General features: G+C 51.3%; 21 protein-coding genes and 1 riboswitch. Of the genes, 5 read left to right on the top strand and 16 right to left on the bottom strand.

From position 1 onward, the window contains the following. Window positions 1–4 precede the first annotated feature (4 nt). From apaG to lptD, 5 genes are read right to left on the bottom strand one after another with little or no spacing between them, the layout of a single operon-like run. The gene (gene apaG / locus BZG77_RS02145; protein ID WP_077576484.1) at window positions 5–388 is read right to left on the bottom strand and encodes a Co2+/Mg2+ efflux protein ApaG; all 384 of its coding nucleotides are present in this window, start codon (window positions 386–388) and stop codon (window positions 5–7) included. Window positions 389–402: 14 nt separating this feature from the next. Beyond that, window positions 403–1,209: a 16S rRNA (adenine(1518)-N(6)/adenine(1519)-N(6))-dimethyltransferase RsmA gene (gene rsmA, locus BZG77_RS02150; RefSeq protein WP_077646018.1), complete on the bottom strand. Its 807-nt coding sequence runs from the start codon at window positions 1,207–1,209 to the stop codon at window positions 403–405. Continuing rightward, window positions 1,206–2,195 carry a 4-hydroxythreonine-4-phosphate dehydrogenase PdxA gene (pdxA, locus tag BZG77_RS02155; RefSeq protein ID WP_077646019.1) on the bottom strand — a complete coding sequence of 330 codons (990 nt, stop codon included), beginning with the start codon at window positions 2,193–2,195 and terminating at the stop codon, window positions 1,206–1,208. The genes rsmA and pdxA overlap by 4 nt, the downstream gene beginning before the upstream one ends. Further along, window positions 2,182–3,477: a peptidylprolyl isomerase SurA gene (gene surA, locus BZG77_RS02160; protein WP_077646063.1), complete on the bottom strand. Its 1,296-nt coding sequence runs from the start codon at window positions 3,475–3,477 to the stop codon at window positions 2,182–2,184. The genes pdxA and surA overlap by 14 nt, the downstream gene beginning before the upstream one ends. Window positions 3,478–3,530: 53 nt before the next feature. Continuing rightward, window positions 3,531–5,855, bottom strand: a complete 2,325-nt coding sequence (gene lptD, locus BZG77_RS02165; protein ID WP_077646020.1) for an LPS assembly protein LptD — start codon at window positions 5,853–5,855, stop codon at window positions 3,531–3,533. Between the two features lie 154 nt (window positions 5,856–6,009). Between lptD and djlA the strand changes: the two genes are divergently transcribed. After that, window positions 6,010–6,831 carry a co-chaperone DjlA gene (gene djlA, locus BZG77_RS02170; RefSeq protein WP_077646021.1) on the top strand — a complete coding sequence of 274 codons (822 nt, stop codon included), beginning with the start codon at window positions 6,010–6,012 and terminating at the stop codon, window positions 6,829–6,831. 33 nt (window positions 6,832–6,864) lie between these two features. On the opposite strand, the gene BZG77_RS02175 is transcribed toward djlA, so the two are convergent. The 3 genes from BZG77_RS02175 to rapA all read right to left on the bottom strand — a co-directional run bounded on the left by BZG77_RS02175 (window position 6,865) and on the right by rapA (window position 11,592). Beyond that, window positions 6,865–7,845, bottom strand: coding sequence for a D-2-hydroxyacid dehydrogenase (locus BZG77_RS02175; protein WP_077646022.1), 981 nt, complete (start codon window positions 7,843–7,845; stop codon window positions 6,865–6,867). A gap of 69 nt (window positions 7,846–7,914) precedes the next feature. Further along, a complete protein-coding gene (gene rluA, locus BZG77_RS02180; RefSeq protein ID WP_021023361.1) occupies window positions 7,915–8,637 on the bottom strand; it encodes a bifunctional tRNA pseudouridine(32) synthase/23S rRNA pseudouridine(746) synthase RluA in 723 nt (240 codons plus the stop codon). 45 nt (window positions 8,638–8,682) lie between these two features. Next, a complete protein-coding gene (gene rapA / locus BZG77_RS02185; RefSeq protein WP_077646023.1) occupies window positions 8,683–11,592 on the bottom strand; it encodes an RNA polymerase-associated protein RapA in 2,910 nt (969 codons plus the stop codon). A 315-nt stretch (window positions 11,593–11,907) separates the two neighbouring features. Here rapA and BZG77_RS02190 point away from each other — a divergent pair, with 315 nt between their 5' ends. Then, window positions 11,908–13,281, top strand: a complete 1,374-nt coding sequence (locus BZG77_RS02190) for a PhoH family protein (RefSeq protein ID WP_077646024.1) — start codon at window positions 11,908–11,910, stop codon at window positions 13,279–13,281. Window positions 13,282–13,319: 38 nt separating this feature from the next. Here BZG77_RS02190 and thiQ read toward each other — a convergent pair whose 3' ends face one another. The 8 genes from thiQ to leuA all read right to left on the bottom strand — a co-directional run bounded on the left by thiQ (window position 13,320) and on the right by leuA (window position 22,436). Further along, window positions 13,320–14,018, bottom strand: a complete 699-nt coding sequence (gene thiQ, locus BZG77_RS02195; protein WP_021023364.1) for a thiamine ABC transporter ATP-binding protein — start codon at window positions 14,016–14,018, stop codon at window positions 13,320–13,322. Continuing rightward, complete coding sequence (gene thiP, locus BZG77_RS02200; RefSeq protein ID WP_077646025.1) at window positions 14,012–15,601, bottom strand: thiamine/thiamine pyrophosphate ABC transporter permease; 1,590 nt, start codon at window positions 15,599–15,601, stop codon at window positions 14,012–14,014. Before thiP ends, thiQ begins: the two co-directional genes overlap by 7 nt. A gap of 5 nt (window positions 15,602–15,606) precedes the next feature. Then, window positions 15,607–16,602 carry a thiamine ABC transporter substrate binding subunit gene (thiB, locus tag BZG77_RS02205; RefSeq protein WP_077646026.1) on the bottom strand — a complete coding sequence of 332 codons (996 nt, stop codon included), beginning with the start codon at window positions 16,600–16,602 and terminating at the stop codon, window positions 15,607–15,609. A 43-nt stretch (window positions 16,603–16,645) separates the two neighbouring features. Next, window positions 16,646–16,747: riboswitch (TPP riboswitch) on the bottom strand. 38 nt (window positions 16,748–16,785) lie between these two features. Then, window positions 16,786–17,577, bottom strand: coding sequence for a DUF547 domain-containing protein (locus tag BZG77_RS02210; protein WP_077646027.1), 792 nt, complete (start codon window positions 17,575–17,577; stop codon window positions 16,786–16,788). A 144-nt stretch (window positions 17,578–17,721) separates the two neighbouring features. Next, window positions 17,722–18,324 (bottom strand): 3-isopropylmalate dehydratase small subunit, encoded by a 603-nt coding sequence (gene leuD / locus BZG77_RS02215; RefSeq protein ID WP_077646028.1) that lies wholly within the window; start codon window positions 18,322–18,324, stop codon window positions 17,722–17,724. A 9-nt stretch (window positions 18,325–18,333) separates the two neighbouring features. Further along, the gene (leuC, locus tag BZG77_RS02220) at window positions 18,334–19,755 is read right to left on the bottom strand and encodes a 3-isopropylmalate dehydratase large subunit (RefSeq protein WP_077646029.1); all 1,422 of its coding nucleotides are present in this window, start codon (window positions 19,753–19,755) and stop codon (window positions 18,334–18,336) included. Between the two features lie 24 nt (window positions 19,756–19,779). After that, the gene (leuB, locus tag BZG77_RS02225) at window positions 19,780–20,871 is read right to left on the bottom strand and encodes a 3-isopropylmalate dehydrogenase (RefSeq protein ID WP_077646030.1); all 1,092 of its coding nucleotides are present in this window, start codon (window positions 20,869–20,871) and stop codon (window positions 19,780–19,782) included. A gap of 2 nt (window positions 20,872–20,873) precedes the next feature. Then, the gene (gene leuA / locus BZG77_RS02230; protein ID WP_077646031.1) at window positions 20,874–22,436 is read right to left on the bottom strand and encodes a 2-isopropylmalate synthase; all 1,563 of its coding nucleotides are present in this window, start codon (window positions 22,434–22,436) and stop codon (window positions 20,874–20,876) included. Window positions 22,437–22,968: 532 nt separating this feature from the next. Here leuA and BZG77_RS02235 point away from each other — a divergent pair. The 3 genes from BZG77_RS02235 (at window position 22,969) to BZG77_RS02245 (ending at window position 26,597) form a co-directional block, all read left to right on the top strand. Then, window positions 22,969–23,508, top strand: a complete 540-nt coding sequence (locus BZG77_RS02235) for a phosphatase PAP2 family protein (RefSeq protein ID WP_077646032.1) — start codon at window positions 22,969–22,971, stop codon at window positions 23,506–23,508. After that, window positions 23,505–24,632, top strand: a complete 1,128-nt coding sequence (locus BZG77_RS02240) for an MJ1255/VC2487 family glycosyltransferase (RefSeq protein WP_077646033.1) — start codon at window positions 23,505–23,507, stop codon at window positions 24,630–24,632. The genes BZG77_RS02235 and BZG77_RS02240 overlap by 4 nt, the downstream gene beginning before the upstream one ends. A gap of 177 nt (window positions 24,633–24,809) precedes the next feature. Beyond that, window positions 24,810–26,597, top strand: a complete 1,788-nt coding sequence (locus tag BZG77_RS02245; protein ID WP_108743926.1) for an AMP-dependent synthetase/ligase — start codon at window positions 24,810–24,812, stop codon at window positions 26,595–26,597. The last annotated feature ends 117 nt before the right edge of the window (window positions 26,598–26,714 follow it).

Here is a 26,714-nt window from a genome sequence, read left to right on the forward strand (position 1 = left end):
GGAGTTAGTGAAGAATGTTGGGGAGCGCGAGACGGAAAGGTGCAATATTGACCTTAAAAGACTGCGCATCTTGATTTTGCATGGTATAAAACCCTTGCATCACCCCAACAGGCGTTTCAATGATGGTACCACTGGTATAGGTATACTTTTCGCCTGCGGCAATCTTAGGTTGCTCGCCGACAACCCCCTCACCTTCAATTTCCAACTCCTTGCCATTAGCGTCAGTGATCAGCCACTTTCTTCGCATCAACTGTGCAGGGGCGTCTCCTACATTTTTAATCGTGACCGTGTAGGAAAAGACAAAGCGTTCATGGTCTGGTTCCGATTGGTCTTCCACGTATTGAGTGGCGACGTGGACCTCGAATTGCGCGGGTTCAGTGGCTTGCAAGTCAAGACTCCTGTTTATGATGAGTGATTGGCATCTAACCAATTTGCGAGGCTAGAGAATTGCGCCAGTGTCATGTTCTCTGGACGTAAACTGGGATCGATTCCGAGCTCGGTTAAGGTGTCAACATCGACCAGCGATTTGAAACCGTTCCGGATAGTTTTGCGGCGTTGATTAAAGCCTTCACGACAAACACGTTCCAACCACGACAAATTAGTGACTGGATGCGGTAAGGTTTTATGTGGGACGAGGCGAACGACCGCAGAATCGACCTTGGGCGCTGGCTTAAAGGCGCTTGGCGGTACTTCCAGCACGGGCACCACTTTGCAGTAGTATTGTGCCATGACCGTGAGGCGGCCATAGGCTTTAGTGCCTGGGCCTGCGGCCAAACGTTTTACCACCTCTTTTTGTAGCATGAAATGCATATCCTGTACGTGGTCAGCAAAGGAAAAGAGATGAAACATCAATGGGGTGGAGACATTGTACGGTAAGTTACCGAAAATGCGCAGAGGCCCCTGCTTTGCCAGCTCAGCGAAATCAAACGCCATGGCATCGGCTTCATGAACCGTCAGCTTTGGTCCCATAAATGGATGGCTTCGCAAGCGCGCGGCAAGATCGCGGTCGAGTTCGACCACGTTGAGGTGATCGACTTGTTCGGTCACCGGTTCGGTCAATGCGCCTAAACCCGGGCCAATCTCTACCAGGTTTTCACCAGATAAAGGATTAATTGCCGAGACAATACCGTCGATGACATACGGATCGTTTAGGAAGTTTTGTCCGAAACGTTTTCTGGCACGGTGGCCTTGATGGACTTTATCGCTCATGCTTTGCTATCTACTAATTCAATGGCGTGGGAGATGGCCGTCCGCAGGCTTCCTGTATCCGCCGTACCGGTACCCGCTAAATCCAATGCGGTACCATGATCTACTGATGTTCTGACAAATGGGAGGCCCAAGGTGATATTCACCGAGCGTCCAAATCCTTTGAATTTTAACACAGGTAAGCCCTGGTCGTGATACATCGCTAAGACAGCGTCGGCGTCTTGCAAATATTTATCCTGAAAAAGGGTGTCGGCGGGCAGTGGGCCAATAATATCCATGCCTTGTTGGCGTAACTCATCAAGCGCTGGCTCAATGATGTCGATTTCTTCCCGACCCAAGCAGCCGTCCTCTCCCGCGTGCGGATTGAGACCGCAGATATAAATGCGCGGTTGCTTAATGGCGAATTTTTGTTGTAAGTCTTGATGCAAAATCGCAATGACGTCATGCAAGCGCTCACGAGTAATGGCTTTAGCCACATAGGCGAGTGGGATGTGCGTCGTCACCAGCGCGACACGTAAGCCTTCGGTGGCCAGCATCATCACCACTTGGTTGACGTTGGCGTATTGGGCAAAAAACTCAGTATGACCGCTGAAGGAAACGCCGGCGCGATTAATGATCCCTTTATGGACAGGCCCGGTGACAACCGCTGCAAATTCGCCGGTCATATTGCCTTCTGCCGCACGAGTCAGCGTGTCGAGCACATAGCGACCATTGGCCTCATCTAACTGGCCTGGCACAACATCTGCGCCCATCGGGATATCTGCAACGACCAGCTCCCCTGCTTGATGAGGGCGAGGCCGTGCTGATGGGTCATAGTCCCGCAAACTCACGGCGAGATTGAGCGCCTTAGCTCGCGCTGCCAGCATCTGTTTATTGGCGATAGCTACCAGCTGATGTGGCCAAGAGAGCAGGGCCATTGCTAAGACCAAATCCGGACCAATGCCCGCCGGCTCGCCAGGGGTGATCGCGATACGCTCAGCTGTCATCATTGATCACCTCAACATAGGCACCCGCGCGCAGCTCTTGCAGCCAGGCTTGCGCTTCTTCATTAAATTTGCGGTTAAACAGCATACGGTAAGCACGGTTTTTAACTGCCGCATCGGTTTTATCGACATCGCGACGATCGGTCACTTCAACCACATGCCAGCCATGTACGGTTTTAAAAGGCTCACTAATTTGACCTTTTGGCAAACTATCGACTTTGGCTTTAAACGCGGGCACATAAGCTTCTGTGGTTGACCAGCCTAAGTCTCCCCCGTTAACGGCAGAGCCCGGGTCATCACTGTATTGTTTGGCGAGGTCGGCAAAGGTTTGTTCGCCACGCTCGATTTGTGTAATCAGCTGATTGAGCTCTTTTTTCGCCCCTTTATCACTGAGTACGATCGAGGGTTTGATCAAAATATGGCGGGCTTTGACTTCGGTAACGGCGACCGTTTCCAAACCTTGCACATCATCGATTTTCAAAATATGAAAACCCACACCACTGCGAAATGGCCCGATAATAGCGTCTTTCCCTTGGTTGGTGATTTGGTCGGCGAAAATCGTTGGCATTTCTTCTAGGCGCAACCAGCCCCAATCACCGCCATCAAGTGCTTTGGGTCCCTTAGAATATTCCATCGCCAGCTCCGCCACGTTGCCGCCATGACGTAATGTATCGACTAAGCGATACGCTTGCTTTTTCACCGTTTCACGTTCAGCTTTGTCCGCATCATCATCCAATTTGAGTTGGATGTGAGAGAGCTTATAACGCACTTTTTGCATCTGCTGTTCGTTAAGCTGACTGGCTAATGTCTCAACTTCTTGCGGCAAAATGCTAATACGGCGGCGTACCTGTGCATTGCGCGCTTCTGAAATCGTGAGCTCTCGGCGAACTTGCTCGCGATATTGATCCCATGCGATCCCTTGCTCTGCCATTTTGTCGCGCAGAGCATTCACACTGACCGATTGCTCTTTAGCAATATTTTTGATCGCTTGTTGTAACTGGCTGTCGTCAATTTGGATGCCTAGCCGCTTTGCTTCTTGTAGCTGTAGTTCTTCAACAATGAGTCGCTCGCGCATCTGCTCTTCAAGAACGTCTTGAGGCGGTAATTCACGATCTCCGTTGGCCGCATTACGGGTGACCGTTTGGCGCATGGCCGTCATTTCACTGTTCAGCACCACACCATCATTCACAACGGCAATGACCCGATCTAGCTCTTGAGGTGCTGCTTGGGTTAAGGGGGTCAGCAACACTAAAACGCCAGTGATGAGGGCGTGACTCCATTTGTTCATGCTTTGTCCACTTTTTTTCATAGGTTCAACAGTCCAGACCACAATAAGGCGTGTTAGTTCTTTAATGCAAAGGGATCACGATAACCCAGAGCGTTGCCTGAGTCAGTGTTAAAGTTAAAGCCACTGTCAGCTCCCAATCCGAGTAAGCTGAATGACAAGGTAACATTGTTGTCGTAAACCGGATCGGCGTTAATATCAGCGCGCGACATTAAGTACTCGTTGTAACTTAACCCGACGACCCAACAGTCTGAGCGATAGGTGAGGCTAACTTGGTTTTCCAACATGACATCTTGGGTCAGGTCGCGCCAGTATTGGCCTGTAAAACTTAGCCCGCCGCCGAGAGGAAACCCGGTGACGACGCCAGCTTGTGAGAGGCCATCATCGGTGAGCCGGCTGATGTCTGTGTTTGGCAGCGTCGAGATAATATATTCTTGTGCGATGTAGCGATAACTGGTTTGCGCATAAAACTGGCCGCGGTGATATTCAGCAATCGCGTTACCAAACTGCATTTCGCGTAAGTTGCTGTCATATTGCATCGATGCGCGGACAAATAAGTTGTCATCAATGTTGGCTTCCCCTTCTAACGCCCAGGACGAATAATCAAAGGTTTCTGCATCTTGGTTAGACGGTTGGTCAAAGTAGTAAATTTGCCCAAAGGACAAATTCAGACGCTCTTTATATCCGCCATCGTAAAAGCGGGTCGTCGCACCGTAGGTGAGTTGGTTTGCCGGATTAATGTAATCAATGCTACTGAATTGATTACCGCGAAATAGACCGTAGTAGTCGGTTTGCAAGCGTGCGGTATCATAACCGCCGCCACTAAAGTTGACCGGATTATAGATACCGTCTTGATCCACATCTTTAATATACAAATATTGGACTTGCGGCTCGATAGTTTGGCTGAAATGACCGCCCATGGCCCAGAAGTTACGCTCTAGGACAACGCCAGAGTGCAGGCGCAGAGTGGGGATTTTTCGATCGACTGAATGACTTAGCTCCGCATTAGATTCTGGATCCTGGATGGCGCTATCAAAGCGCTGATCATAGTGCGTATACAGCATGCTGGCTTCCGCCGTGGCATTAAACCAGGGGCGGGTATATGGCAGCGTTAGGGTCGGGGCTAAATGTGTCCGGGTGGCTTCGGGTTTATTAGGATCATCGTTAGCAAATACACTAAATTGCGCAGGCACACTAATATCGAGCCAATCCGTGACTTGTGGCGCGTAGTAGTTAAGATCCACTTGTGGCATCAAGCGATAGACACTGATGCCTTCTGTTAGCGTTTGGAAGTCGCGAACACGAACTGTACTGCTCCAATCTAAACCGCGATAACTGATCTCGCCCGTTTGGAGTAGCGTGTTGTCTTCTCGTTTGCCCACATTAGAGTCTAGGCTCTGAAAGTAAGCGATATCACTGACTTTGCTGTAATCTGCTTCGTAGTGCCAGTGACCTTGTATACCGCTATGTTGCCAGTTGAACCCCCAACGTGAATCGAGCTCGGGGTTGAGTTGATCGTCAGGCAGGTATTCAGAGTAAAGCGACCCGCTTCCTATTGGTGTAAGGTAGCGAATGTTGGTTTTTAATTGAACGCCTCGCTCAGACATATATTTGGGCGTGAGTATGGCATCCAGTTGCGGATGGATATTCCAATAAAACGGCGTTTCCATCTCGATGCCATCACGATCACTCCAGGAAAGCGACGGATACAAAAAGCCTGTCAGTCGACCTTCTTCTACCGGTACACGCAAATAAGGCAGATAAAAGATCGGGACGTCCATGACCTCAAATCTAGGGTGGTAAAGATCAGCAAATAAGCTGCTGTCTTCTTTCTCAATTTTTGAGGCAGAAAACCGCCAGCTTTTATCTTCATCTGGACACGTGGTATAGGTGCCATCCTCAAGCTCGTAGAAGGTGGTGCCGTTTTTAAACACCCGTTTAGCCTCGCCCCGTCCTGGGGTACATAGCATCTTATACTGGGCGTTATTCAGCGTGGTGTCTTCGCTTTCGAGGTTAGCTTGTAGATAATCTGATGTCACCATCATCTGGCCATCATTGAATACCACATCCCCTTGTGCAGTAACGATCCGCTCTGGATCGCGTAAGGTTGCGGTATCGGCCGTCATCTTTCGGTGGCCTTGCGTGACTTCGACATTGCCACTATAGATGGCTTTGTCGTTGGTCTGCGCCTCAGCACGATCTGCGACCACACGAATGGGGGCGTTATTCACATCCTGTGTCTGCTCGCTGGCCGGAACGCACTGGGCCTCCTTGTCAGAGCAAGGCTGAGTCGCTGGGTCTGTGTTGGCAAACACAAGGGCTGGGCCGTAGAGCGCCAAGCTGATCATGGTGGCTAAAAAGCTACGTGCAGTCGATGACATTGAAGAAGACATTCCTGTTTTATCTGATTGCGTGGTGTACACGAAGGCAACGCATCAGTATGCTTTGGCTGCAAAATGCGATTATCATAAATCAATTTGCGCCCGGCATCACCTCTAAATGTGCAGGGTGTGAAACTAGCAATGAGACCATGGCATGCGACTAAATGGCAAGGTAATTGGGGCAATTCTCGGCACATTGTTGGGAGGCCCAATCGGTTTTCTTCTTGGCCTTTTCTTAGGTCATCAGTTTGATAAAGCGAAACAGCGCGCGCGTTTCGGCGGTTTGGGTGGCCAAGGGCCACAAGCACAACGTGTTTTTTTCCATGGCACCTTTGCCGTGATGGGACATATGGCGAAAGCTAAAGGGCAGGTGACGCAACAAGAAATTCAGCTCGCCAGCTTATTGATGGATCGTATGCAGTTGCAAGGTGAAGCCAGGCAATTGGCCCAGCAGGCGTTTCGCGAGGGAAAAGACAGTGACTTTCCGCTGGATGAAACCCTCAACGGTATTCGTGCCTTAAGCCAGGGGCAACGTGATTTATCGCGTGTCTTTTTGGAAATGCAAATACAAGCTGCGTTTGCCGATGGTGAGATCCATCCCAAAGAGCGTGAACTTTTGTATGCGATTGCCGAAAAGTTGGGCTTTTCGCCACAGCAACTGGAACAGCGCCTGCGAATGCAAGAAGCCGCGTTTCGCTTTAGCCAAGGCTATCAAGGCGGCTGGCAGCATCAATCCGATGGCCCCGGTGCGCCGCCGCAGCAGAATGAAATCGACGATGCCTATGATGTATTAGGTGTTGACGCTTCTGCTTCCTCTCAGGAGGTGAAAAAAGCGTATCGGAAACTGATGAATGAGCATCACCCCGATAAATTGATGGCGAAAGGTTTACCGCCAGAAATGATGGAAATGGCGAAAGAAAAAGCGCAAGAAATCCAAAAAGCGTACAACGTAGTGAAAAAAGCCCGCGATATATAGCGGGCTCGTTAGGTTGATTAATCGTCGCGATCATCAATCAAGCGCATCAATCAGCGTGTGTTGTGGTGCACCACGAAAGAACCCATCAATGTTGGCGATCAGCTGTTGTGCCAGAGTGTGGACGGCTTCGTCAGCGCCCCAAGCAATATGCGGGGTGRCAATAAGGTTGGGTAATGATGCTGCAACTAACGGATGTGCGTCGGGGGCGGGCTCTTGACTGAGCACATCCAAGCCAGCACCACCAATTTGGCCGCGTTTCAACGCGCATAACAGGGCCTGTTCATCCACGAGATCGCCGCGCCCAGTATTAATCAAAATGGCATGCTGTGGCATCTTGGCCAACACGTCTTGATTAATCAAGTGTCGGGTTTTGTCGGTTAACGGACAATGCAGCGACAGCACATCAGCCTGTTGAATCACTTGTTCAAAGGGCTGATAGCCTGGCCGGCAATGGCTCGCCCCTTGATGCTCGGCAAACATGACTTTCATGCCTACGGCCTGGGCCAATTGTCCGACCGCTTCTCCTAGTGCGCCTTTGCCAATAATCCCCAAGGTACTGCCAGCAACACTGCCTATCGGGTGAGTAAAAAAGCAAAACTGGCCCCGTTTTTGCCATTCACCTTGACGCACATCGGCATGATAACCCATCAGCTGACGTTTTAAGGCGTAAATCAGAGCCATGACATGCTCGGGCACGGATTGGGTGGCATACCCTTGTACGTTGCAGACTTGTACGCCGTGTGCCTGACAAGCCGCTAAATCGACATTGTTGACCCCGGTTGCCGCGACCGCGATCAGTTTTAGCTTGGGAAGTGCAGTCAGTATTGCTTCATTGATCACGACTTTATTGGTGATTGCCACATCGGCATGTTGCAGGCGATCGATCACGTCACCGGGAGCGGTGGCAGGGTAGGACTGCCATTGATGGGGGTGACGAAGCGTTGGCAGTGTAATGTGTGCAGGAATGGTGTCTCTATCGAGAAAAACCACCTTGATGGGGGGGTGATGAGCCATGTTGATCTCCGTGTCTCAATGCATGGCCCTAGAATGTGAGATTAGTAGTTTTTCTGCAAACCTTAATGGTCAGCCTGTGAGGTTAGCAGGCGCAAGCTGATACTCACTTGCTAGTCGATTATCCGGCATCTGCGGATAAAATGCGCAGGGCGCTTGAAAGTGCATCGGCGTTTCAGTGACAGGATGCAAAATGCTTAATTCTGCGGCATGCAAATGAAGGCGAGAGGCATACTCAAAGGCTTCTGGCAGCGCATAAAACTCATCGCCGACAATCCCATGCCCAAGGGCCTGCATATGCACACGGAGCTGATGAGAGCGGCCGGTGAGAGGATACAATGCCATTAAGCTTGTCTGTGCATGCTGATGCAAACAGCGGTAGTGCGTTTGCGAGGGCTTGCCGTGTTCAAAACAGACCTTCTGTCTGGGGCGATTGGGCCAGTCGCAAATCAAGGGCAGATCGACATTTCCCTCGTCGTGTATAGGGTGCCCCCACACTTCGGCGTAATACAGTTTGGTAGGCACGCGCTCGCGAAATTGCGCTTTAAGGTGTCGTTCAGCAGCTTTGTGTGCGGCAAACGCCATGACGCCAGAGGTCGACATATCTAAACGATGGACCAGCTCTGCGTCCGGGAATTCGGCTTTAACCCGTGACCACGCACTGTCGTAATGCGCAGGATCACGGCCAGGGTTAGCCAATAATCCACTGGGTTTATTAATTACCACCAAATCGGCATCTTGATACAAGATATCGAGCCAAGGTGTAGTGGGAGGATGATACTCAATGATTGCCATATAAGGGTTCGGGGCCGGTTGGCCCCGCCTTCGTTCAAAGGGTGATTATTGGTGGCTGACCACAATCAAACGCAGGGCGTCTAAATCGACTTGTGCGTGTTGAATATGATGCGACAAGGTACTGATCTGATCGCGTAGTGCGTCGAGCTCATCATCACGAATATTGGGGTTAACCGTTTTCAGTGCATCGAGCCGTGCTAAGGCCTGATTCAGCTCGCTGTCCATCTCTTGGTGGGCGGCCGTTTGAATCTCAGACAAGGCTTTTTGGGCCAGCGGTTCGCTTTTCTCAATCAGCTGGTGGACTTGGGCTTGAACCGAGTTGACCATTTTGCTGCCTAAATGACGATTCACCGGGCTGAGCTGGCGATGAAACGATTCGAACTCAACGTTGGCTGAGAGATCATTGCCGTTCGCATCCAAAAGCAACCGCACCGGCGTTTGCGGTAAAAAGCGATGAATACCCGACGATTTAGGGGCTTGTGCATCAATGGTGTAAATCAGTTCAACAAACAGGGTTCCCACAGGCAGCGCTTTGTTTTTGAGCAAAGAGACCGCGGTGGTGCCGATGTTCTCGCTCAGCAATAAGTCGATACCGCCACGCACGATCGGGTGCTCCCAAGAGACAAACTGCACATCTTCGCGACTGAGTGCCGTATCGCGGTCGAAGGTCAGTGTGCACCCATCCGTTGGTAGGCCAGGGTAACTGGGCACCATCATCTGCTCCGACGGCTTGACCACGATGGCGTTTTCACCTTTGTCATCTTGATTGACGCCGATGGTATCAAACAGACCGAGCGTGAAGGTGACAAGGCTCGTATCGCCATCTTGATCGGCGATGGTTTGCGCCAGCTGCTTGGCAGCCTCCCCGCCGTGTGAGTGCATCTCGAGCAGTTTATCGCGGCCTTGCTCCATTTCTGCTTTAAGGCGTTGATTCATGGCGGCGCTATCGTGAATGAGCGTATTTAGCGCATCATCATGTTGATTATTGGCTAACAGGGTTAACAATGTCTCGCCATACTGCTCAAACACCGCACGGCCGGTTGGGCAGGTATCCTCAAAGGCATCAAGCCCTTCGTGATACCAACGCGCTAAAATGGTTTGCGCTGTGCCTTCAAGGTAAGGAACGTGAATGGCAATATCTTGACGCTGACCAATACGATCAAGGCGACCAATGCGCTGCTCGAGCAAGTCGGGGTTCATCGGTAAGTCGAACATCACCAGCTGATGGGCAAACTGGAAGTTCCGGCCCTCTGAGCCAATTTCAGAGCAAATCAAGACTTGAGCCCCGCCTTCCTCTTGGGCAAAGTACGCTGCCGCTTTATCACGCTCAACAATCGACATGCCTTCATGGAACACGGTGCCACGGATCCCCTCACGCTCGCGCAAGGCCTGCTCAAGCGTCAGTGCGGTTTGCGCGCGTGAGCAAATGATCAGTACTTTGTCGCGACGGTGGGTTTTTAAATAATCCAGCAACCAATCGATACGTGGGTCAAAGCCCCACCAGCTGGCACTATCGCCCTCAAACTGCTGATAAATATCTTCAGGATAAAGATTTTGTACCGCTTTTTGTTCGCTCGAGCTTGTGCGTCCCATCATGCCCGCCACCCGCATGGCAGTTTGATACTGGCTCGGTAACGCCATAGGGTGCATGTGCAGATGCCGGCTCGGGAAGCCACTGATGGCAGCCCGCGTGTTACGGAACAAAACGCGCCCGGTACCGTGGCGATCCATTAAATCATCAATCAGCTGTTGGCGAGCGGTGTGCTTGGTTGCATCATCATCGCTATCAATGGCGCTGAAGCGTTCATCAAGCTCGTCACTTTGCAATAGCGCCCGAATGCTACGTTGGGCATTATCACTTAACGGGGCATCGGCAAGTAGCGCTTCAACCGCCTCGGCGACAGGGGCATATTGTTCGGCTTCTTCAACAAAGGCGTCATAATCATAAAAACGATCAGGGTCGAGCAGGCGTAAACGCGCAAAATGACTTTGCTGACCTAACTGCTCAGGGGTCGCGGTGAGTAACAACACCCCAGGGGTATGCTCAGCAATGCTTTCGATAATCTGATATTCACGGCTCGGTGCCGTTGGTGTCCAGGTTAAATGGTGTGCTTCGTCCACCACCAATAAGTCCCAATGGGTGTCACAGACTTGCTCGACGCGACGCCGGTTTTTGCGTAAAAACTCCAGTGAACATAACACCAGTTGCTGGGTATCAAATGGGTTGGGTGAGTCAGCAAAGGCCTCGACACAGCGCTCTTCGTCAAAAATAGAGAAGTGCAGATTAAAGCGGCGCATCATCTCGACCAACCACTGATGCTGCAAGGTTTCTGGAACCACGATCAGTACCCGCTCGGCTTGGCCTGCAAGCACTTGCTGGTGAATGATCATGCCCGCTTCAATGGTTTTCCCTAAGCCGACTTCATCCGCGAGCAAAACCCGCGGTGCGTGACGACGACCCACCTCATGGGCAATGTAAAGTTGATGAGGAATTAATCCAGCACGCATCCCCGTCAACCCCCGTAGAGGGCTACGCAACTGCTGATGCTGATTGGTTAACGCCCGATAACGCAACGCAAAACGATCCATGCGGTCAAGTTGACCGGCAAAGAGTTTGTCTTGCGGCTTGTTAAAGCGGATCTGATGGCTGAGTAAGATTTCACGCAGCGAGACTTCGTCTTCCTCGGTGTCTTCGCGATAGCCGTAATAGGTCAACACCCCGTCGTTTTCTTCAACGCGCGAGACGGTCATGGTCCAGCCCTCGTGACTTTCTACCTCATCGCCGGGGTTGAACATCACCCGAGTCACGGGCGCATCATGGCTGGCGTACAGCCGTGTTTCATCACTAGCAGGAAACATTAGGGTCACGGTACGGCCATCAACGGACACCACAGTGCCCAGTCCAAGATCATGCTCCGTATCACTGATCCAACGTTGTCCAAGCGCAAATGACATAAGGGAAAACCTCTGAATTAACTCGATTGTCGAAAGACTCGGTGCCGCGCAAACGCAACCCGATTAAATAGTGTGTTATTCAGTGTGGCACTGAAAAAATTGGTCGCCAATAGTACTCGAACTTGTGAGGAGGGTCACGATGAAACTCCATCAATCGCGGCAAAGATCGTCTTGACATACAAACGTCATCAACGCGCGGCAAAGATGAAAACGTGAACTGGCACAATCAAACAAGTTGGGCGATGCGCAACGGCCAGGTCTATGCTTACTTTAAGCGCTGTCATCGACAGTGAATTGCCGACACAGGAGGTGCCTATGGGCGACGCCGACCGGAAGCTGTTTGTATTAGACACTAACATTCTCCTCCACGAACCTTTCGCCATCTATTCCTTCCAAGAACACGATGTCGTGATTCCTATGACCGTCCTCGAAGAGCTTGACCGTATTAAAGATAGCAAGCGTGATGTCTCTCGGGATGCCCGTGTGGCGATTCGTGCCTTGGAAGATATCTTTAAAGAAGCCACACCCGATGAAATTGGCGAGGGTATTGTGGTTGGTAAAGGCTATGCGACGGGTACCGTCTCCATTCTGGCTGATTTTGAGATTAAAGAAACGGTCCATGCCTTTGCCGATAAAGCGGGCGATAATCGCATTTTAAATGCGGTGTTATACCTTCAAACCAAACGCTCACCGCGCAAAGTCGTGCTGGTGACCAAAGATATCAATATGCGCCTGCGCGCCAAAGGGGCGGGGGTGATGTATGTCGAGGATTACCGTACCGACCAACTGATTGATGATGTTCGGTTGCTCACCAAAGGCTTCCATCAATGTGCGGGCAGTTTTTGGGATAAAGTGGGGCAATGCGACAGCCAGGCCTATGGCTCCGAAACACGCCACACATTACCGGCTGAGCTATTAGAAACGCCTTTTGTGAACCAGTACTTATTGGATGAAAGTGACGACTTCGCCGCACGAGTGCAAGCCATTGATGGTGATAAAGCGATCATCAAAGATCTCAGTCGAGAGCGATTAATGCACCGTGCTGCTTGGGATGTTAAACCGAAAAATATCTATCAAGGCATGGCAATGGATGCGTTGCTTGATCCCACGATTGATTTAACCATTCTGACAGGGCCTGCAGGCTGTGGGAAAACGATTTTAGCCATGGCTGCGGCATTAGAGTTAGTGGTAGAAAAGGGCATGTACGATAAGATTATCGTTACCCGTAACACGCCAGATATTGGCGAGTCGATTGGTTTTCTCCCCGGGACAGAAGAAGAGAAAATGCTGCCATGGCTCGGCGCAGTGACCGATACCCTCGAAGCGTTACACATGAATGATGAATGCACTGACGGTTCGATGCGCTACATTATGGAAAAAGCGAATCTGCAGTTTAAATCGATTAACTTTATGCGCGGACGCTCGATTCAAAACGCGTTTGTGATTTTGGATGAGTGCCAAAACCTGACCGCCTCTCAGCTTAAAACCATTATCACCCGTTGTGGGGAGGGGACTAAGTTAGTGTGCTCGGGGAACTTAGCGCAAATCGACTCTTCCTATTTGACACCTGTAACATCCGGACTGACTTACATTGTTGAGCGGTTTAAAAACTTTGAAGGCAGTGCGTGCGTGTACCTCAATGGTGTGGTGCGAAGCCGGCTAGCTGAGTTTGCCGAAGAGAATCTTTAACCATCAAGGTGGCGGCCTCTATGCCGCCACTGATAGGGTTACGCCGTGACACCGATATAATCACGCATGATGGCTGGCGGTGTCTTGAGCGTATCAACCGGATCGTGAAGCTGGATTCGGCCATTATCGAGATAGATAAATTGATTGGCGATCGCTTGTGCATCGTCTGGGTGGTGAGTGACCATCACCACCGTCGTACCTTGTTCTTGAGCGGTACGTTTGACCAAGGCTAACATGTCTTGTTTTAGCGCCGGATCAAGTGCCGAAAAGGGTTCATCGAGCAGTAATAAAGGCTGGTTGCGTGCGATGCTTCTCCCCAAGGCGATGCGTTGGCGTTGGCCGCCCGATAGTTGGCTGGGTAGACGAGATAAATAATCGGTCAACCCTACCGCGTGAGCAGCATGGCGCACGGCCTCTTGCTGTGTGGCCGTGAGTTTAAGCGAGGGAGACAAGCCAATTGCCATGTTGTCGAATACTGACAAATGGGTAAATACGTTGTGCTCTTGAAACAAGATAGACAGTGGCCGCTGGTGGGCGGGCGTCGTGGTGACAGGCTTGCCATCAATGGTGATCTCGCCACTATCTGGCGCGATCAGCCCAGCAATCAGTGATAATAAGGTGCTTTTGCCTGCTCCGCTGGGCCCGAGCACAGCCACAATCTCTCCAGGGGCTATTTGTGCATCAAAGATCATCCAATCTTGCTGGTAACGATAGTGGACATTGGAAAGCGTCAGCATGCGTGTCTCCATTGGATCAGACGAGTGATTAGGGCATAGCAACCCAAACTGGTAAGCAGTAATAGCATGGCAGCGGCAGCGCCTGCGTCCATTTGGTAGCTCCCCATCAAGCGAAACAAATAGAGCGGCAGGGTTTGAAAATTTTGGCTACCAAAAAGTGCGATCGCACTAAGATCGCCCATCGATAACACAAAACTTACCGCCACGCCGCGCGCGATCGGGGCGCGTAAACACTGCCATTCGATAAGACGTAGACGGTTGACACCTTTTAGCCCCAAGGTAGCGCAAAGATTGTGATAGGACTGGGCAAGTTGATAGGCGGGCGCGCTCAGTACTTTTATTAAATAGGGCAACGCCATCAGGGCGTTCACGGCCATCACCAACCACAGCGCCAAGCTGAATACATCGCTAAACTGGCGAAACAGTAAAAAAAGCCCGGTACTGAGGACAATACTGGGTACCACCAAAATCATCGCCCCTAACGTTTCAATGCCATTCGCTTGTTTCTTTCGCCCGTTCAAGCGCCAATGACGACTGGCTAAGATGACAGAGGTGGCCAACACGAAGGCCAAGACGGTTGCGCCGGTAGCGATAAGCAGTGAATGCATGGTGGCTTGCCATAATGCCGTGTCGCTCAGCACAATTAACGCGCTAGGGTTAAGGCCACGCGCGATCACAACCCCGAGAGGTGGTAGAACCAACAATAAAGTCAGCGCAATCCAGAGACTGTCCCAACACTTCGCCGTGCGACTATCGAGTGCCGATGGAAGCGGTTGCACTTCGCTGGGGGTGTTGGCAATCGGCCGAGTCAGTGTTTGCACAATAAAAGCAAAGGTGCCGCACAAGAGCATTTGCCACAGCGCCAGAGCGGCACCGGTTTGTAAGTCAAAATCAAAATGAATGGCTTGATAGATAGCCAATTCAATGGTGGTCGCTTTGGGGCCACCGCCTAATGCCATCACGGTGGCGAAGCTGGTGAAACACAGCATGAATACCAGTCCGACGACATGGGGTAGACTTTGCCGCAGATAAGGCCATTCAAGGTGGCGAAAACGTTGCCAGCCTCTTAGACCAAGCTGGGTTGCCAGGCGCCTTTGATCCGCCGGGATCCCTTCCAAGGCCTGCACCATCAATTGGGCCGAAAAAGGCAGGTTAAAGAAAACATGCGCAAGCAAAATGCCGCTTAAGCCATAGAGAGAAAATGGCAGCGCCGCATCAAAGTACGCGAAGGCTTGTGCAATCCAACCGCTACGGCCGTAGATGGCAACCAATCCAAACACGCCCACCAATACCGGCAGCACCAGGGTCATGGCAAACAGTTTGAGTAGCCAAGCTTTCCCTGGAAATTGTCGCCGAGCCAGCGCATGGGCCACAGGAATGGCGAGCCCAACGCTGAGCACCACAGATAAGGTAGCCTGCTTAAAGCTAAACAGCGTGACATGGCGCAGATAGGCATCTTGCCACAGGGCGGCCAGCTTCAAGTCTTGACTGTGTAAGAACAGCGCCCAGAGTGCGCTGCCAATTAATAATACGACCAAGCTGGCCGCGAGACTGCCCGGCCAGGTTCGAGAAGGGTTAAGCATCGACGTTATTCAACCAAAGCGGTTTGCCAATCGCGCACCCATTGCTGACGGTTACCCATCACGTCATCGGGCTGGTAAAACAGGCTCTCTTCTGGTTTGCTCAGCGTATAGAAGGCGTCAGGCAAGCTAACATCGGTGACCGGGTACATCCACTGCGTGGTTGGGATCACAGACTGTGCTGCGTCACTGAGCATAAATTGTAGAAACGCATCGGCGCGTTCTGGTTGGTCGGTATAAGCAGACTTCGCCGCCACTTCAATTTGCATATAGTGGCCTTCTTCAAACATGGCGGCGGCAAAGCGGTCATCATCGTCAGCGACCAGGTGATAGGCGGGCGAAGAGGTGTATGAAAGCACCATATCTGCCTCTTTGTTGAGGAACATGTTGTACGCTTCGGTCCAGCCTTTGGTCACGGTAATAGTGTTGTCGGCAAGATCGCGCCATGCCTGCTGGCTTTGATCGCCGTATACTTTTTGGATCCACAGCATCAAGCCTTGGCCAACGGTTGACACGCGTGGATCTTGGTAAATCACACTGATATCGTCACGCTCCTCAATCAAAGCCTTCAAGCTTTTGGGTGGGTCGAGCAAACGCGTGGTGTCATACACAAAGGCAAAGTAGCCGTAATCGTAGGGGATAAAGTAGGGATTATTCCAACCGCCGGGTACCTGCAGGCGCTCCGTATTCACCGCGTGCTCGGCGACAATGCCGCTACGCTCAGCTTCTTTCATCAAGTTAGTATCCATACCGAGTACAATGTCAGCCTTGGTAGTATTGCCTTCGATACGTAAGCGATTAAGCAGAGCAGCACCGTCACTAAGAGACACAAACTCTAATTGGCAGTCACAGCGTTTTTCAAATTCGGCTTTGATTTTTGGCCCTGCGCCCCAATCGGCGATAAAAGAATCATAGGTATAGACCGTTAGAGGGTCGGCGGCACGTGCGCTGAGTGATAACAGCGATAAAGAAACCAGGGTGAGAACAGAGGTAATAACTTTCACAGCACGCTCCTAAGTTGGGCGTGGGTGTTGAGGCAAGTTGATGGCTACATCAAGTCTCAATCCCTACGCCAGTGTTAGCTGGATCAGGTTCGATGGGTTTAGCGCCGCGCGCAATCTCAGCCATGAGGCTCCCCAATGAGTACGGTGCTATTGTACTGATTGGCTTAGTGTTCACCAAGCCTTTTAGTCCGCGAGTTGGTTAAGCGTCCAGTCGTAGTCATAATCCAAGCGTGCATCCTTGGGAAGCTTGATGTCTCTATATTGATTGATATGGGTGATCACCCCTTGTTCACTGCCGCCAAAGTCAGTCTCAAACCACTCATAGATAGAAGAAAGCTGCCACTGATTACCCTGCTGACTCACGCCTTTATCACTATTAATAAAGGTGTTGGCGGCTTGTTCTAATTGCGCATCCAAGGTGTCGGCTTGAAAGGCTTGCGGTTGCAGGTTAGGGCAGCCAAGGCTGGCACAATTGACCGCATAGTGGGTACGCGGATCTTGCCATAGCGGACGCAAAATACGGTGTTCGATATCATTGAGCGTGAGGGCTTCGCCCGCCACCGTCACTACGTCATCATCCCACGGACCAAAGCTAAAGAGTCCACCTAGCTTGGTGATCGAACCGACTGGATAGGCGTCCAAAATCAGCGTCACCGTGACCGCATTGTAAAGGTTGACCCAGTAAGCATATTGTTCGTCTTTGCTCAGGGTGCGCGGATCGCGCTTGGTAAGCATGCCAATGTAATGATCGAGGGTCGCTTTATCGGCCTCGGTGACGGCTGCGTAGTTAAATAAGGTGTGCTGCCCCTGAGGCTGTAAATACTTATCGAGTAATACTTGCCAACTGTGATGCGTGAGGGTGGCTTGGCTGTCAGGATTATGTGCATCCCACATTGCCCAGTAGTCCGCTTTGGGCGCGGCTTGGCTGATGAGCGGAAACACTAGCCCGAACAGAAGTATCAAATGTTTTTGCATTGTCAGTCCTTAATGCGATCAAACCTTCTTTGAGACTAGACCAAGCGAGTCAGCGGTTGGTTTCATTGAGGATAGAAAAATGGGAAGGAACGCCAATAAATGCGGAATAATCAGCACTTATTGGCGAGAGATGAGTGGATGGTATTACACCAAAAAATCAGGTATTTGCTGCTCAAAGCGCGAAATTTCCGCTTCGTGCTGTAACGTCAGCCCGATACTATCCAAACCTTCGAGTAAGCAATGATGGCGAAAATCATTCATCTGGAAGCTAAAGCAGTGTTCACCGGCACGGATGGTTTGGGCGGGCAAATCTAGCGTTACCGTCGCACCTTCATTTTCGGCCACATACGTAAATAAAGCATCGATTTGGCCTTCTTCAAGGGTCACCGGCACCATTTGGTTATTAATGCAGTTGCCATAGAAAATATCGGCAAAACTGGGGGCGATAATCACTTTAAAACCGTAATCATCCAGCGCCCAAGGAGCATGTTCGCGTGACGAGCCACAGCCAAAGTTTTCGCGGGTGAGTAACACGCTCGCCCCTTGGTAGCGCGCTTGATTGAGCACAAACTCGGGGTTCGGCTGTTTGCCCGCATCGTCTAAAAAGCGCCAATCGTGAAACAGGTGCTGGCCGAATCCGGTGCGGGTGACTTTTTGCAAAAWCTGTTTGGGGATGATCGCATCGGTGTCGACGTTTGCCGCATCCAATGGGGCAACAATGCCGGTATGAGTGTGTATGCCTGACATGAGGCCTCCTTATAATTGGTTAACGTCAACAAAGTGACCGGCAATGGCGGCGGCAGCGGCCATGGCTGGGCTGACCAAGTGGGTGCGGCCTTCACGGCCTTGGCGGCCTTCAAAGTTACGGTTGCTGGTCGATGCACAGCGCTCTTTGGGGCCTAAGCGATCGTTGTTCATCGCCAAGCACATTGAGCAGCCGGGTAAGCGCCACTCAAAGCCCGCCTCGCGGAAAATCACATCCAGCCCTTCTTGCTCTGCTTGGGCACGCACTTGCTCTGAGCCTGGCACCACCATGGCATGGACGCTATCTGCGACGTGCCGACCTTTGGCGACCGCCGCGGCTGCGCGCATGTCCTCAATTCGAGAGTTGGTGCATGAGCCAATAAAGACTTTATCAATTTGGATATCTGTTATGGCTTGGCCTGCGGTTAGCCCCATGTATTTTAGCGCGCGCTCTGCTGAGTGGCGCTCTATCGGATCGGTCATTGTCTCAGGGGCAGGCACGCTATCGTGCACACTGACCACTTGGCCGGGGTTAGTGCCCCAAGTGACTTGATGATGGATTTGACTGCCATCGAGGGTGACCACGCGATCAAACTGTGCATCGGCGTCCGAGTGCAAAGTTTGCCAGTAAGCGACCGCTTGCTGCCATTGTTCACCTTTAGGAGCAAATTTCTTGTCTTTTAAATAGGCAAATGTGGTCTCATCGGGGGCGATCAGGCCCGCTTTTGCGCCCAATTCGATCGCCATGTTGCAGACCGTCATTCGCCCTTCCATGGACAAGTCGGTAATGGCGTCACCGCAAAATTCCACCACGTGTCCGGTGCCGCCGGCATGACCGACTTGGCCGATAATCGCTAGGACAATGTCTTTGGCGGTGATCCCGGGGGCGGTTTTGCCCGTGACTTCAATTTTCATCGTGCGGGCGCGGGATTGCTTGAGCGTTTGGGTGGCCAGTACGTGTTCGACTTCGGAGGTACCAATACCAAAGGCCAGTGCACCAAAAGCACCGTGAGTTGCCGTATGAGAATCACCACAGACGATGGTATTGCCAGGCAAAGTAATCCCTAACTCGGGCCCCATCACATGGACAATGCCTTGGTAGGGATGATTCAAGTCGTACAGGGTGACGCCAAATTCTTCGCAGTTTTTAGCCAAGGTTTCCATTTGGATGCGCGCCATTTCCCCTGACGCGTTAATATCTTTGGTTTCGGTGGAAACATTGTGATCCATGGTGGCGAAGGTTTTGCTCACTTGGCGCACCGGACGGCCTTTCTCTCTCAAGCCGTCAAACGCTTGTGGCGAGGTCACCTCATGCACCAAGTGACGGTCGATATACAGCAGCGGCGCTTCGCCTGGTTGCTCAGTGACCACGTGAGACTGGTGAATTTTTTCGTACAAGGTCTTGGCGCCTTGCTGGGTGTTTGCATTCGACATAGCTCGTATCCTTACGGGTAATGATTATGCGCCTTGGCGGATATAGGCGGCGATACGATCGCCCATCTGCTCGGTGCTCAGTGCTGGATGGTTACCGGCCAGATCGGCCGTCAGTTCACCGGCTGCCAGCGCTTGGCTCACTGCGTGTTCAATTGCACAGGCCGCGTTTTCTTCGCCCAACGAGTAACGCAGCATAAGTGCCGCCGATAAAATTTGCGCCACTGGGTTAGCGATGTTTTGCCCAGCGATATCGGGCGCGGAGCCACCGGCTGGCTCATACAAGCCAAATTTACTCGCGTTCAAACTGGCTGAGGGCAGCATACCCATAGAGCCGGTGATCATCGCGCACTCATCGGAGATGATGTCGCCGAAAATATTTGAACACAGCATCACATCAAATTGTGACGGGTCTTTAATCAGCTGCATGGTAGCGTTGTCGATATACATATGGCTTAAGCTGACATCCGGATAATCTTTTGCCACCGCTTCTACCACCTCGCGCCACAGCATCGAGCTTTGCAGCACATTGGCTTTGTCGATTGAGCACACTTGTTTGTGGCGAAGCTGGGCGGATTGAAAGGCGATGTGTGCGATGCGCTCAATTTCATAGCGATGATAGACTTCCGTATCAAACGCCTTTTCCTCGCGGCCTTCGCCTTCCCGCCCTTTGGGCTCACCAAAATAAATCCCGCCGGTCAGCTCTCGTACCACCACGATATTAAAACCTTGGTCGGCAATATCGGCGCGCAGCGGACAAAAGCTTTCGAGACCAGTATGGATTTGTGCCGGACGCAAATTACAAAACAGACCAAAGTGCTTGCGTAGCGGCAGTAAGGCACCGCGCTCCGGTTGTTCGGTCGCGGGTAAATGCTCCCATTTAGGGCCGCCGACTGAGCCGAATAAAATCGCATCGGCTTTTTCACAGCCAGCCAAGGTGTGTGCGGGCAGCGGCGAGCCATGGGCGTCAATCGCGGCGCCGCCAACCGGATAGTGCTGACGCTCAAAGGTGACAGCGAAGCGTTCGCTAACCGCATCAAGCACTTTTTCGGCTTGCACCATCACTTCGGGGCCGATACCGTCGCCGGGTAAAATTGCAATTTGGTGTGCGCTAGCCATGGTTATACTGTCTCCTGTTTTAAATGGGATTGTTCCTTAATCTGCGCAATTTTGTTGGCGCGATAAATAGCATTGATCACGTTTAATAAAGCTTCGCCGGAGGCCTCGATAATATCGGTTGATACCCCGGTACCGTGATATTTACGGCCTTTGTAGTTGGCAATGATGTCGGCTTGGCCGAGGCCATCTTCCCCTTCTCCTTTGGCAGTCAGATCGAATTTATCCAGCTCAATGTCATAGCCGGTGATCCGGTATATGCACTGGTACAAGGCGTCGACGGGACCGTTTCCAATCGCCGCTTCGCGTTTTTCTTCATCGCCACATTGCAACTTGATGCTGGTGGTCGCCATTAAGCTGCCCGATTGCACGCCTAAATAATTGAGCTTATAAAAATCGTCCTCTTCTTTGAGGTTGTTGAAGAACATTAAAGCTTCTAAGTCGTAATCGAACACCTGGCCTTTACGATCTGCTAATTGCAAGAATGATTGATACAAGGTCTCCAAATCATAGTCTTGCTCGTTGTAGCCAAGGTTATCCATATGGCTTTTCACCGCCGCGCGGCCGGAGCGACTGGTGAGATTCAATGATTTTTTACCCAATCCAATCGACTCTGGCGTCATGATTTCGTAGGTATTTTTGTTTTTCAGCATGCCATCTTGGTGAATGCCAGAAGAGTGGCTAAAGGCATTGGTACCGACCACGGCTTTGTTGGGCTGGATTGGCATGTTGCAAAGTTGGCTAACCAGCTTACTGGTGCGGGCGATTTCAGTATGGTTTAACCCTGTCTCCACACCTAACAAGTCAGCGCGGGTTTTTAAGATCATTGCAATTTCTTCTAGCGCACAGTTACCGGCGCGCTCGCCGATGCCATTAATTGTGCCTTCTACTTGGCGGGCGCCGGCCTGTACAGCGGCAATAGAGTTGGCGACCGACATCCCCAAGTCATCATGGCAATGAACAGAAATCACCGCTCTGTCGATATTGGGTACGCGGTTGAACAGGTTGGCAATGATATCGCCAAACTCACTGGGGACCGTATAGCCGACTGTATCTGGGATATTGACCGTGGTGGCGCCAGCATCAATCGCCGCTTCGACCATGCGGCATAAATTATCAATCGGGGTGCGTCCGGCATCTTCGCAGGAAAACTCCACATCATCCGTATACTGGCGCGCATGTTTGACCGCACGCACGCCCATTTCTACTACGTCATCGTAGCTGCGGCGAAGCTTGTCTTTGACATGAATGGTAGAGGTGGACAAAAAGGTGTGGATACGAAAAGCGTCGGCGGCTTTGAGCGATTCCGCTGCCACATCAATGTCTTTAGGAACAGCGCGAGACAAAGCACAGACACGGGCATGCTGCATATGCTTAGCAATGGTACGTACGGACTCAAAGTCGCCCGGAGAGGACACAGGAAAGCCAGCTTCAATGATGTCTATTTTCAAACGATCCAAAGCTTGCGCGATTTGCAGTTTCTCTTTGACCGTTAAGCTTGCCGACAACGCCTGCTCGCCGTCACGTAATGTGGTGTCAAACAGAATGACTTGGCTGTTCTCGCTCATGAGTAACTCCCTGTTGTGTTTGCTGGCCGCCGTCATGGCTCTTTAATTGGCGATATGTTTTATTTTGGCGACATTAGATACAAAAAAACCCGCGTCTGGCGCGGGTTTTTGAGATTTGGCATTCACTGTTGTTTTCTGCCCAAAACCTACCCGCGCGACTGGGTCACGATAAGGAGGAGAATGAGGCGTAGGTGAAACAGTGTCATGCTGATGTCCGTCAGTAAATGCTCTGTTACTAGAAATAACAGAGCGATGGGGAAAGCGTCAATCTGAAAAAAACAAAACCCTTTTTCTGCGCAATACAAAGGCGAAAAACCGGTTGATTAAACTACTTTTTGCGCTAAAAGTTAGACTTTTGTGCTGTGATCTGGGGCGGCTTTGTCCACCCTGCATTATTTTAATTACGCCAATACAGCTGATCTTTAGCGGCGACGGGGCAGAGTAAATTCATTGAGATGTCCCAATAACGTCACCGACCTGTCACACCCGCTGGCTAATGTTTAATCATCAGCTCGCTGTATTGGGAGGTACCATGAGACGCTTTGCTGCGATTCAACGCTTTGACCACTCGGTATCGACACTTTGCCTATCGCATCGCTTTAGCGCTGACACCGCCAAAGTGGCCCGTGCCGTTTCCCGCTCGGGCGATGGACCTCTTTATATCATGGTGGGATTAGCTGCTTGGTGGCTGCAAGAAGCCGTGGGGCTCTGGTTTTTACTCACGGGGTTCACTGCATTTGCCATTGAGCTGCCAATTTACTGGGTATTAAAACGTAGTTTCCGGCGCACACGTCCTTCGCAGCCACCCGCCTTTATCACGCCGTCTGACCTATACAGTATGCCATCAGGCCACACTGCAGGTGCCTTTTTAATGGCTTCTTTGCTAAGCACCTTTTTCCCATCACTCATGCTGCTTGTCTTTATTTGGGCGAGCTTGATTGGCATTTCTCGGGTGTTACTGGGGGTGCATTTTGTGACCGACATTATTGTGGGCGCAGGGTTAGGGGTAATGTGTGCCAACTGGGCGCACAGCATCACCGCGGATCTTTACGGAATGGCAGGTCTTTCATGAAGCTTTTATACGGTGTTCAAGGAACCGGTAACGGCCATATATCGCGAGCCCGAGCGATGGCGCGTGCTTTGGCAGAGTACGATGTCGAGGTTGATTTTATTTTTTCTGGTCGGCCGGCAGAGCACTATTTTGATATGACGCCATTCGGTGACTATCGGACCTTCACCGGGATGAGCTTTGTGAGCCGCGATGGCAAAATTGATATGTTAGCCACGGTGAGACACAATTACTTGGCACAGCTGCGACGGGATATACGCCAGCTTGATGTATCAGACTACGATAAGGTCATTTCTGATTTTGAACCCATCAGTGCGTGGGCGGCGCGCCAACAAGGAATACCCTCGGTAGCCATCAGTCATCAAGCCGCGTTTTCATATGCGGTGCCCAAACACGGTGAAACTTGGATTAATTGTCTGATTATGCGCCACTTTGCGCCAACAGACTATGCCATTGGCCTGCATTGGTATCACTTTAACCAAGCGATTTTACCTCCGATTATTGATACCAGCCTGCCGAATGCAACAACGGTGTCGCCCGTTGCGGAAAAGGCGGTACTGGTGTATCTCCCCTTTGAATCTTTATCTGCGGTGAGTGAGTTGTTGTTGCGCTTTAGCCAGCCTTTTGTCTGCTTTCACCCCGAGGTAAGCGCGCCCGAGCAGCGAGAAAATCTTACGCTTATGCCGCTGGGCAAAGAAAGCTTTCACTCGGCGCTGCATCAGTGCCAGGGGGTAATAGCGAATGGGGGCTTTGAACTTCCGTCTGAAGCGCTGACGTTGGGGAAAAAACTGTTATTAAAACCACTGTCTGGTCAGTTTGAGCAGTTAAGTAATGTCGCGACACTCGCCCAGCTTGGCTTGGCGCACACTATGAATAGCTTGGATGTGCGTGCTGTCCGAGAATGGCTACAGACACCTGCAGTGGGCGCGATTGCATATCCAGATGTTGCTAAAGCTCTGGCGGAATGGCTAGTCAAAGGTGAGTTGGGCCAGACGCGCAGCCTATTTCACCATTTGTGGGCTCAGGTTGATTATCCGGAAACAGTCGAAGAGTCGATCTTAGACTTCAACCGCTTATCAACACGCGTTGAGCCGAACCGATTGAGGTTACAGCGGTTAAACCGTTAATAGGATCCGTTATGCACAAGGTGACTGATTAACGCCTCAATGCCGCTGAATCACGTTTTTACATTTTCACTAGAGTATTCGCTCGATTTTACTTGTTTTTACCCGAGCGCTCAGTAGACTCGCTTTATTATTTGAGCGTACAATTGTTCGCCTAAAGGTGAGCCCAAGAGAAGCATAGTGAACACCCAATACCATATTGTTACCCGCCTTCGTGAGCAAATTCGCACTCAGCATCAGCGAGAAGCGATTCGCTTCCAGCAACACAACCAGTGGACAAGTATTAGCTGGCGTCAACTCGGCGAGCGTGTTGATCAACTGTCTCGCTGTTTACTCAAAGCCGGCTGTCAGGTTCAGCAAACCGTCGCTATCTTCGCGCCAAACAGTGAAAAGTGGGCAATGTTAGATTATGCCGCACTGCAAATTCGCGCTGTGCCGGTGCCGATTTACGCGACCAGCACGGCTCAGCAAGCGGCATACATTATTAACGATGCCGATGTGCAATGGATTTTCGCGGGTGACGATCAATTGGAAATGGCGGTAGCGGCGTTGGAGCAATGCCCAAACATCAAAGGTGTGGTGGCGTTAAGCCAAGAGACGCCGGTGCCAGCACATCCTAAAGTGTGGGATTGGGCGAGTTGGTTATTGCAAGACGATCGTGGCTATCAAGCTGAATTAGAGACGCGCATTGACGCACGCTGCATGGAAGATCTGATCACCTTGATTTATACCTCAGGCACTACTGGGGAGCCCAAAGGGGTCATGCTCGATTATGCCAACGTTGCGGCGCAGCTTGATGTACATGATCAGGTGCTCGCCATTGAACCGCATGACGTCTCTTTGGCGTTTCTGCCCTTATCACATGTCTTTGAGCGTGCCTGGAGCTATTACGTTTTGCATCGTGGGGCGGTCAATGCCTATCTCTCAGACCCGCAAAAAGTGCGATCGGCATTGGCGTCGGTACAGCCAACATTGATGTCGGCCGTACCGCGTTTTTACGAAAAAATCCATGGAGCTATTCACGACAAACTCAGTCGAGCCACCGGCGTTAAACCGCATTTATTCCGTTGGGCCCTGCGCCAAGGCGAGCGTCATGCTGCTCAGTTACGTGCTGGCCATTCACTGTCGCGGCGCCAGCAATGGCAATTGGCGTTGGCCGACAAGCTGGTACTCAGTAAGTTGCGTGCGCTGCTGGGTGGCAAGATGCGCTTGATGCCATGCGGTGGGGCGCGTCTTGACCCTGACATTGGCGCGTTTTTCCATGCAATCGGTATTAACGTGAAGCTCGGTTATGGCATGACCGAAACCACGGCCACCGTGTCTTGTTGGGATGATACCTGCTTTGACCCCCAGTCGATTGGTTCTCCGATGCCCGGCGCCCAATTGCGCATCGGTGAGGATAATGAAATTCAAGTGCGTGGGCCGATGGTGATGCGTGGCTACTTCAATCAGCCCGATGCGACGGCGGCCACCTTTACCGCGGATGGTTTTTTGAAAACCGGCGATGCGGGGTATCTCGATGCTCACGGCAATGTATTTATCACTGACCGAATCAAAGAGCTGATGAAAACGTCAGGCGGTAAGTATATAGCACCACAGCGGGTAGAAGGCGCTTTGGTGCGTGATCATTTTATCGATCAGATAGCGGTGGTGGCCGAGGCGCGTCATTTTGTCTCTGCCTTGATTGTGCCTTGCTTTGATGCCTTAGAAGAGTGGGCGCGAACGGCTAACATCGAATATCAAAATCGCAAAGAGCTGTTAAAACATTCTGATGTGGTGGCCTTGTTTGAAAAGCGTTTACAGAGCTTGCAACATGAATTGGCCAAATTTGAGCAAGTCAAACGCTTTACCTTGTTGCCACAGGGCTTTTGTATGCACAGTGGTGAGCTTACGCCAACCATGAAGTTGCGTCGTAAAGTGATCCTGTCGCGTTACCAGCATCATATCGACGCCATGTACCAGCGTTGACGGTTTCTAGCTAGGGGGCTCATTGGTGAGCCTCCTCATACGCTGTTTTTATCCCTTTTCTCCTCTTTATCGCCTTTTGTCGGAATAGCAAATCTCGCAAGCCGATGCTTTTTTAGT

Source organism: Salinivibrio sp. IB643, from assembly GCF_001996105.1.
Taxonomy (GTDB): domain Bacteria; phylum Pseudomonadota; class Gammaproteobacteria; order Enterobacterales; family Vibrionaceae; genus Salinivibrio; species Salinivibrio costicola.

What these genes read in the sequence shown, in the direction of transcription:
- rsmA (WP_077646018.1), bottom strand. Translation starts at nt 1,209, where the DNA reads ATGAGCGATAAAGTCCATCAAGGCCACCGTGCCAGAAAACGTTTCGGA.
- pdxA (WP_077646019.1), bottom strand. Translation starts at nt 2,195, where the DNA reads ATGATGACAGCTGAGCGTATCGCGATCACCCCTGGCGAGCCGGCGGGC.
- surA (WP_077646063.1), bottom strand. Translation starts at nt 3,477, where the DNA reads ATGAACAAATGGAGTCACGCCCTCATCACTGGCGTTTTAGTGTTGCTG.
- lptD (WP_077646020.1), bottom strand. Translation starts at nt 5,855, where the DNA reads ATGTCATCGACTGCACGTAGCTTTTTAGCCACCATGATCAGCTTGGCG.
- djlA (WP_077646021.1), top strand. Translation starts at nt 6,010, where the DNA reads ATGCGACTAAATGGCAAGGTAATTGGGGCAATTCTCGGCACATTGTTG.
- rluA (WP_021023361.1), bottom strand. Translation starts at nt 8,637, where the DNA reads ATGGCAATCATTGAGTATCATCCTCCCACTACACCTTGGCTCGATATC.
- rapA (WP_077646023.1), bottom strand. Translation starts at nt 11,592, where the DNA reads ATGTCATTTGCGCTTGGACAACGTTGGATCAGTGATACGGAGCATGAT.
- BZG77_RS02190 (WP_077646024.1), top strand. Translation starts at nt 11,908, where the DNA reads ATGGGCGACGCCGACCGGAAGCTGTTTGTATTAGACACTAACATTCTC.
- thiQ (WP_021023364.1), bottom strand. Translation starts at nt 14,018, where the DNA reads ATGCTGACGCTTTCCAATGTCCACTATCGTTACCAGCAAGATTGGATG.
- thiP (WP_077646025.1), bottom strand. Translation starts at nt 15,601, where the DNA reads ATGCTTAACCCTTCTCGAACCTGGCCGGGCAGTCTCGCGGCCAGCTTG.
- BZG77_RS02210 (WP_077646027.1), bottom strand. Translation starts at nt 17,577, where the DNA reads ATGCAAAAACATTTGATACTTCTGTTCGGGCTAGTGTTTCCGCTCATC.
- leuC (WP_077646029.1), bottom strand. Translation starts at nt 19,755, where the DNA reads ATGTCGAATGCAAACACCCAGCAAGGCGCCAAGACCTTGTACGAAAAA.
- leuB (WP_077646030.1), bottom strand. Translation starts at nt 20,871, where the DNA reads ATGGCTAGCGCACACCAAATTGCAATTTTACCCGGCGACGGTATCGGC.
- leuA (WP_077646031.1), bottom strand. Translation starts at nt 22,436, where the DNA reads ATGAGCGAGAACAGCCAAGTCATTCTGTTTGACACCACATTACGTGAC.
- BZG77_RS02235 (WP_077646032.1), top strand. Translation starts at nt 22,969, where the DNA reads ATGAGACGCTTTGCTGCGATTCAACGCTTTGACCACTCGGTATCGACA.
- BZG77_RS02240 (WP_077646033.1), top strand. Translation starts at nt 23,505, where the DNA reads ATGAAGCTTTTATACGGTGTTCAAGGAACCGGTAACGGCCATATATCG.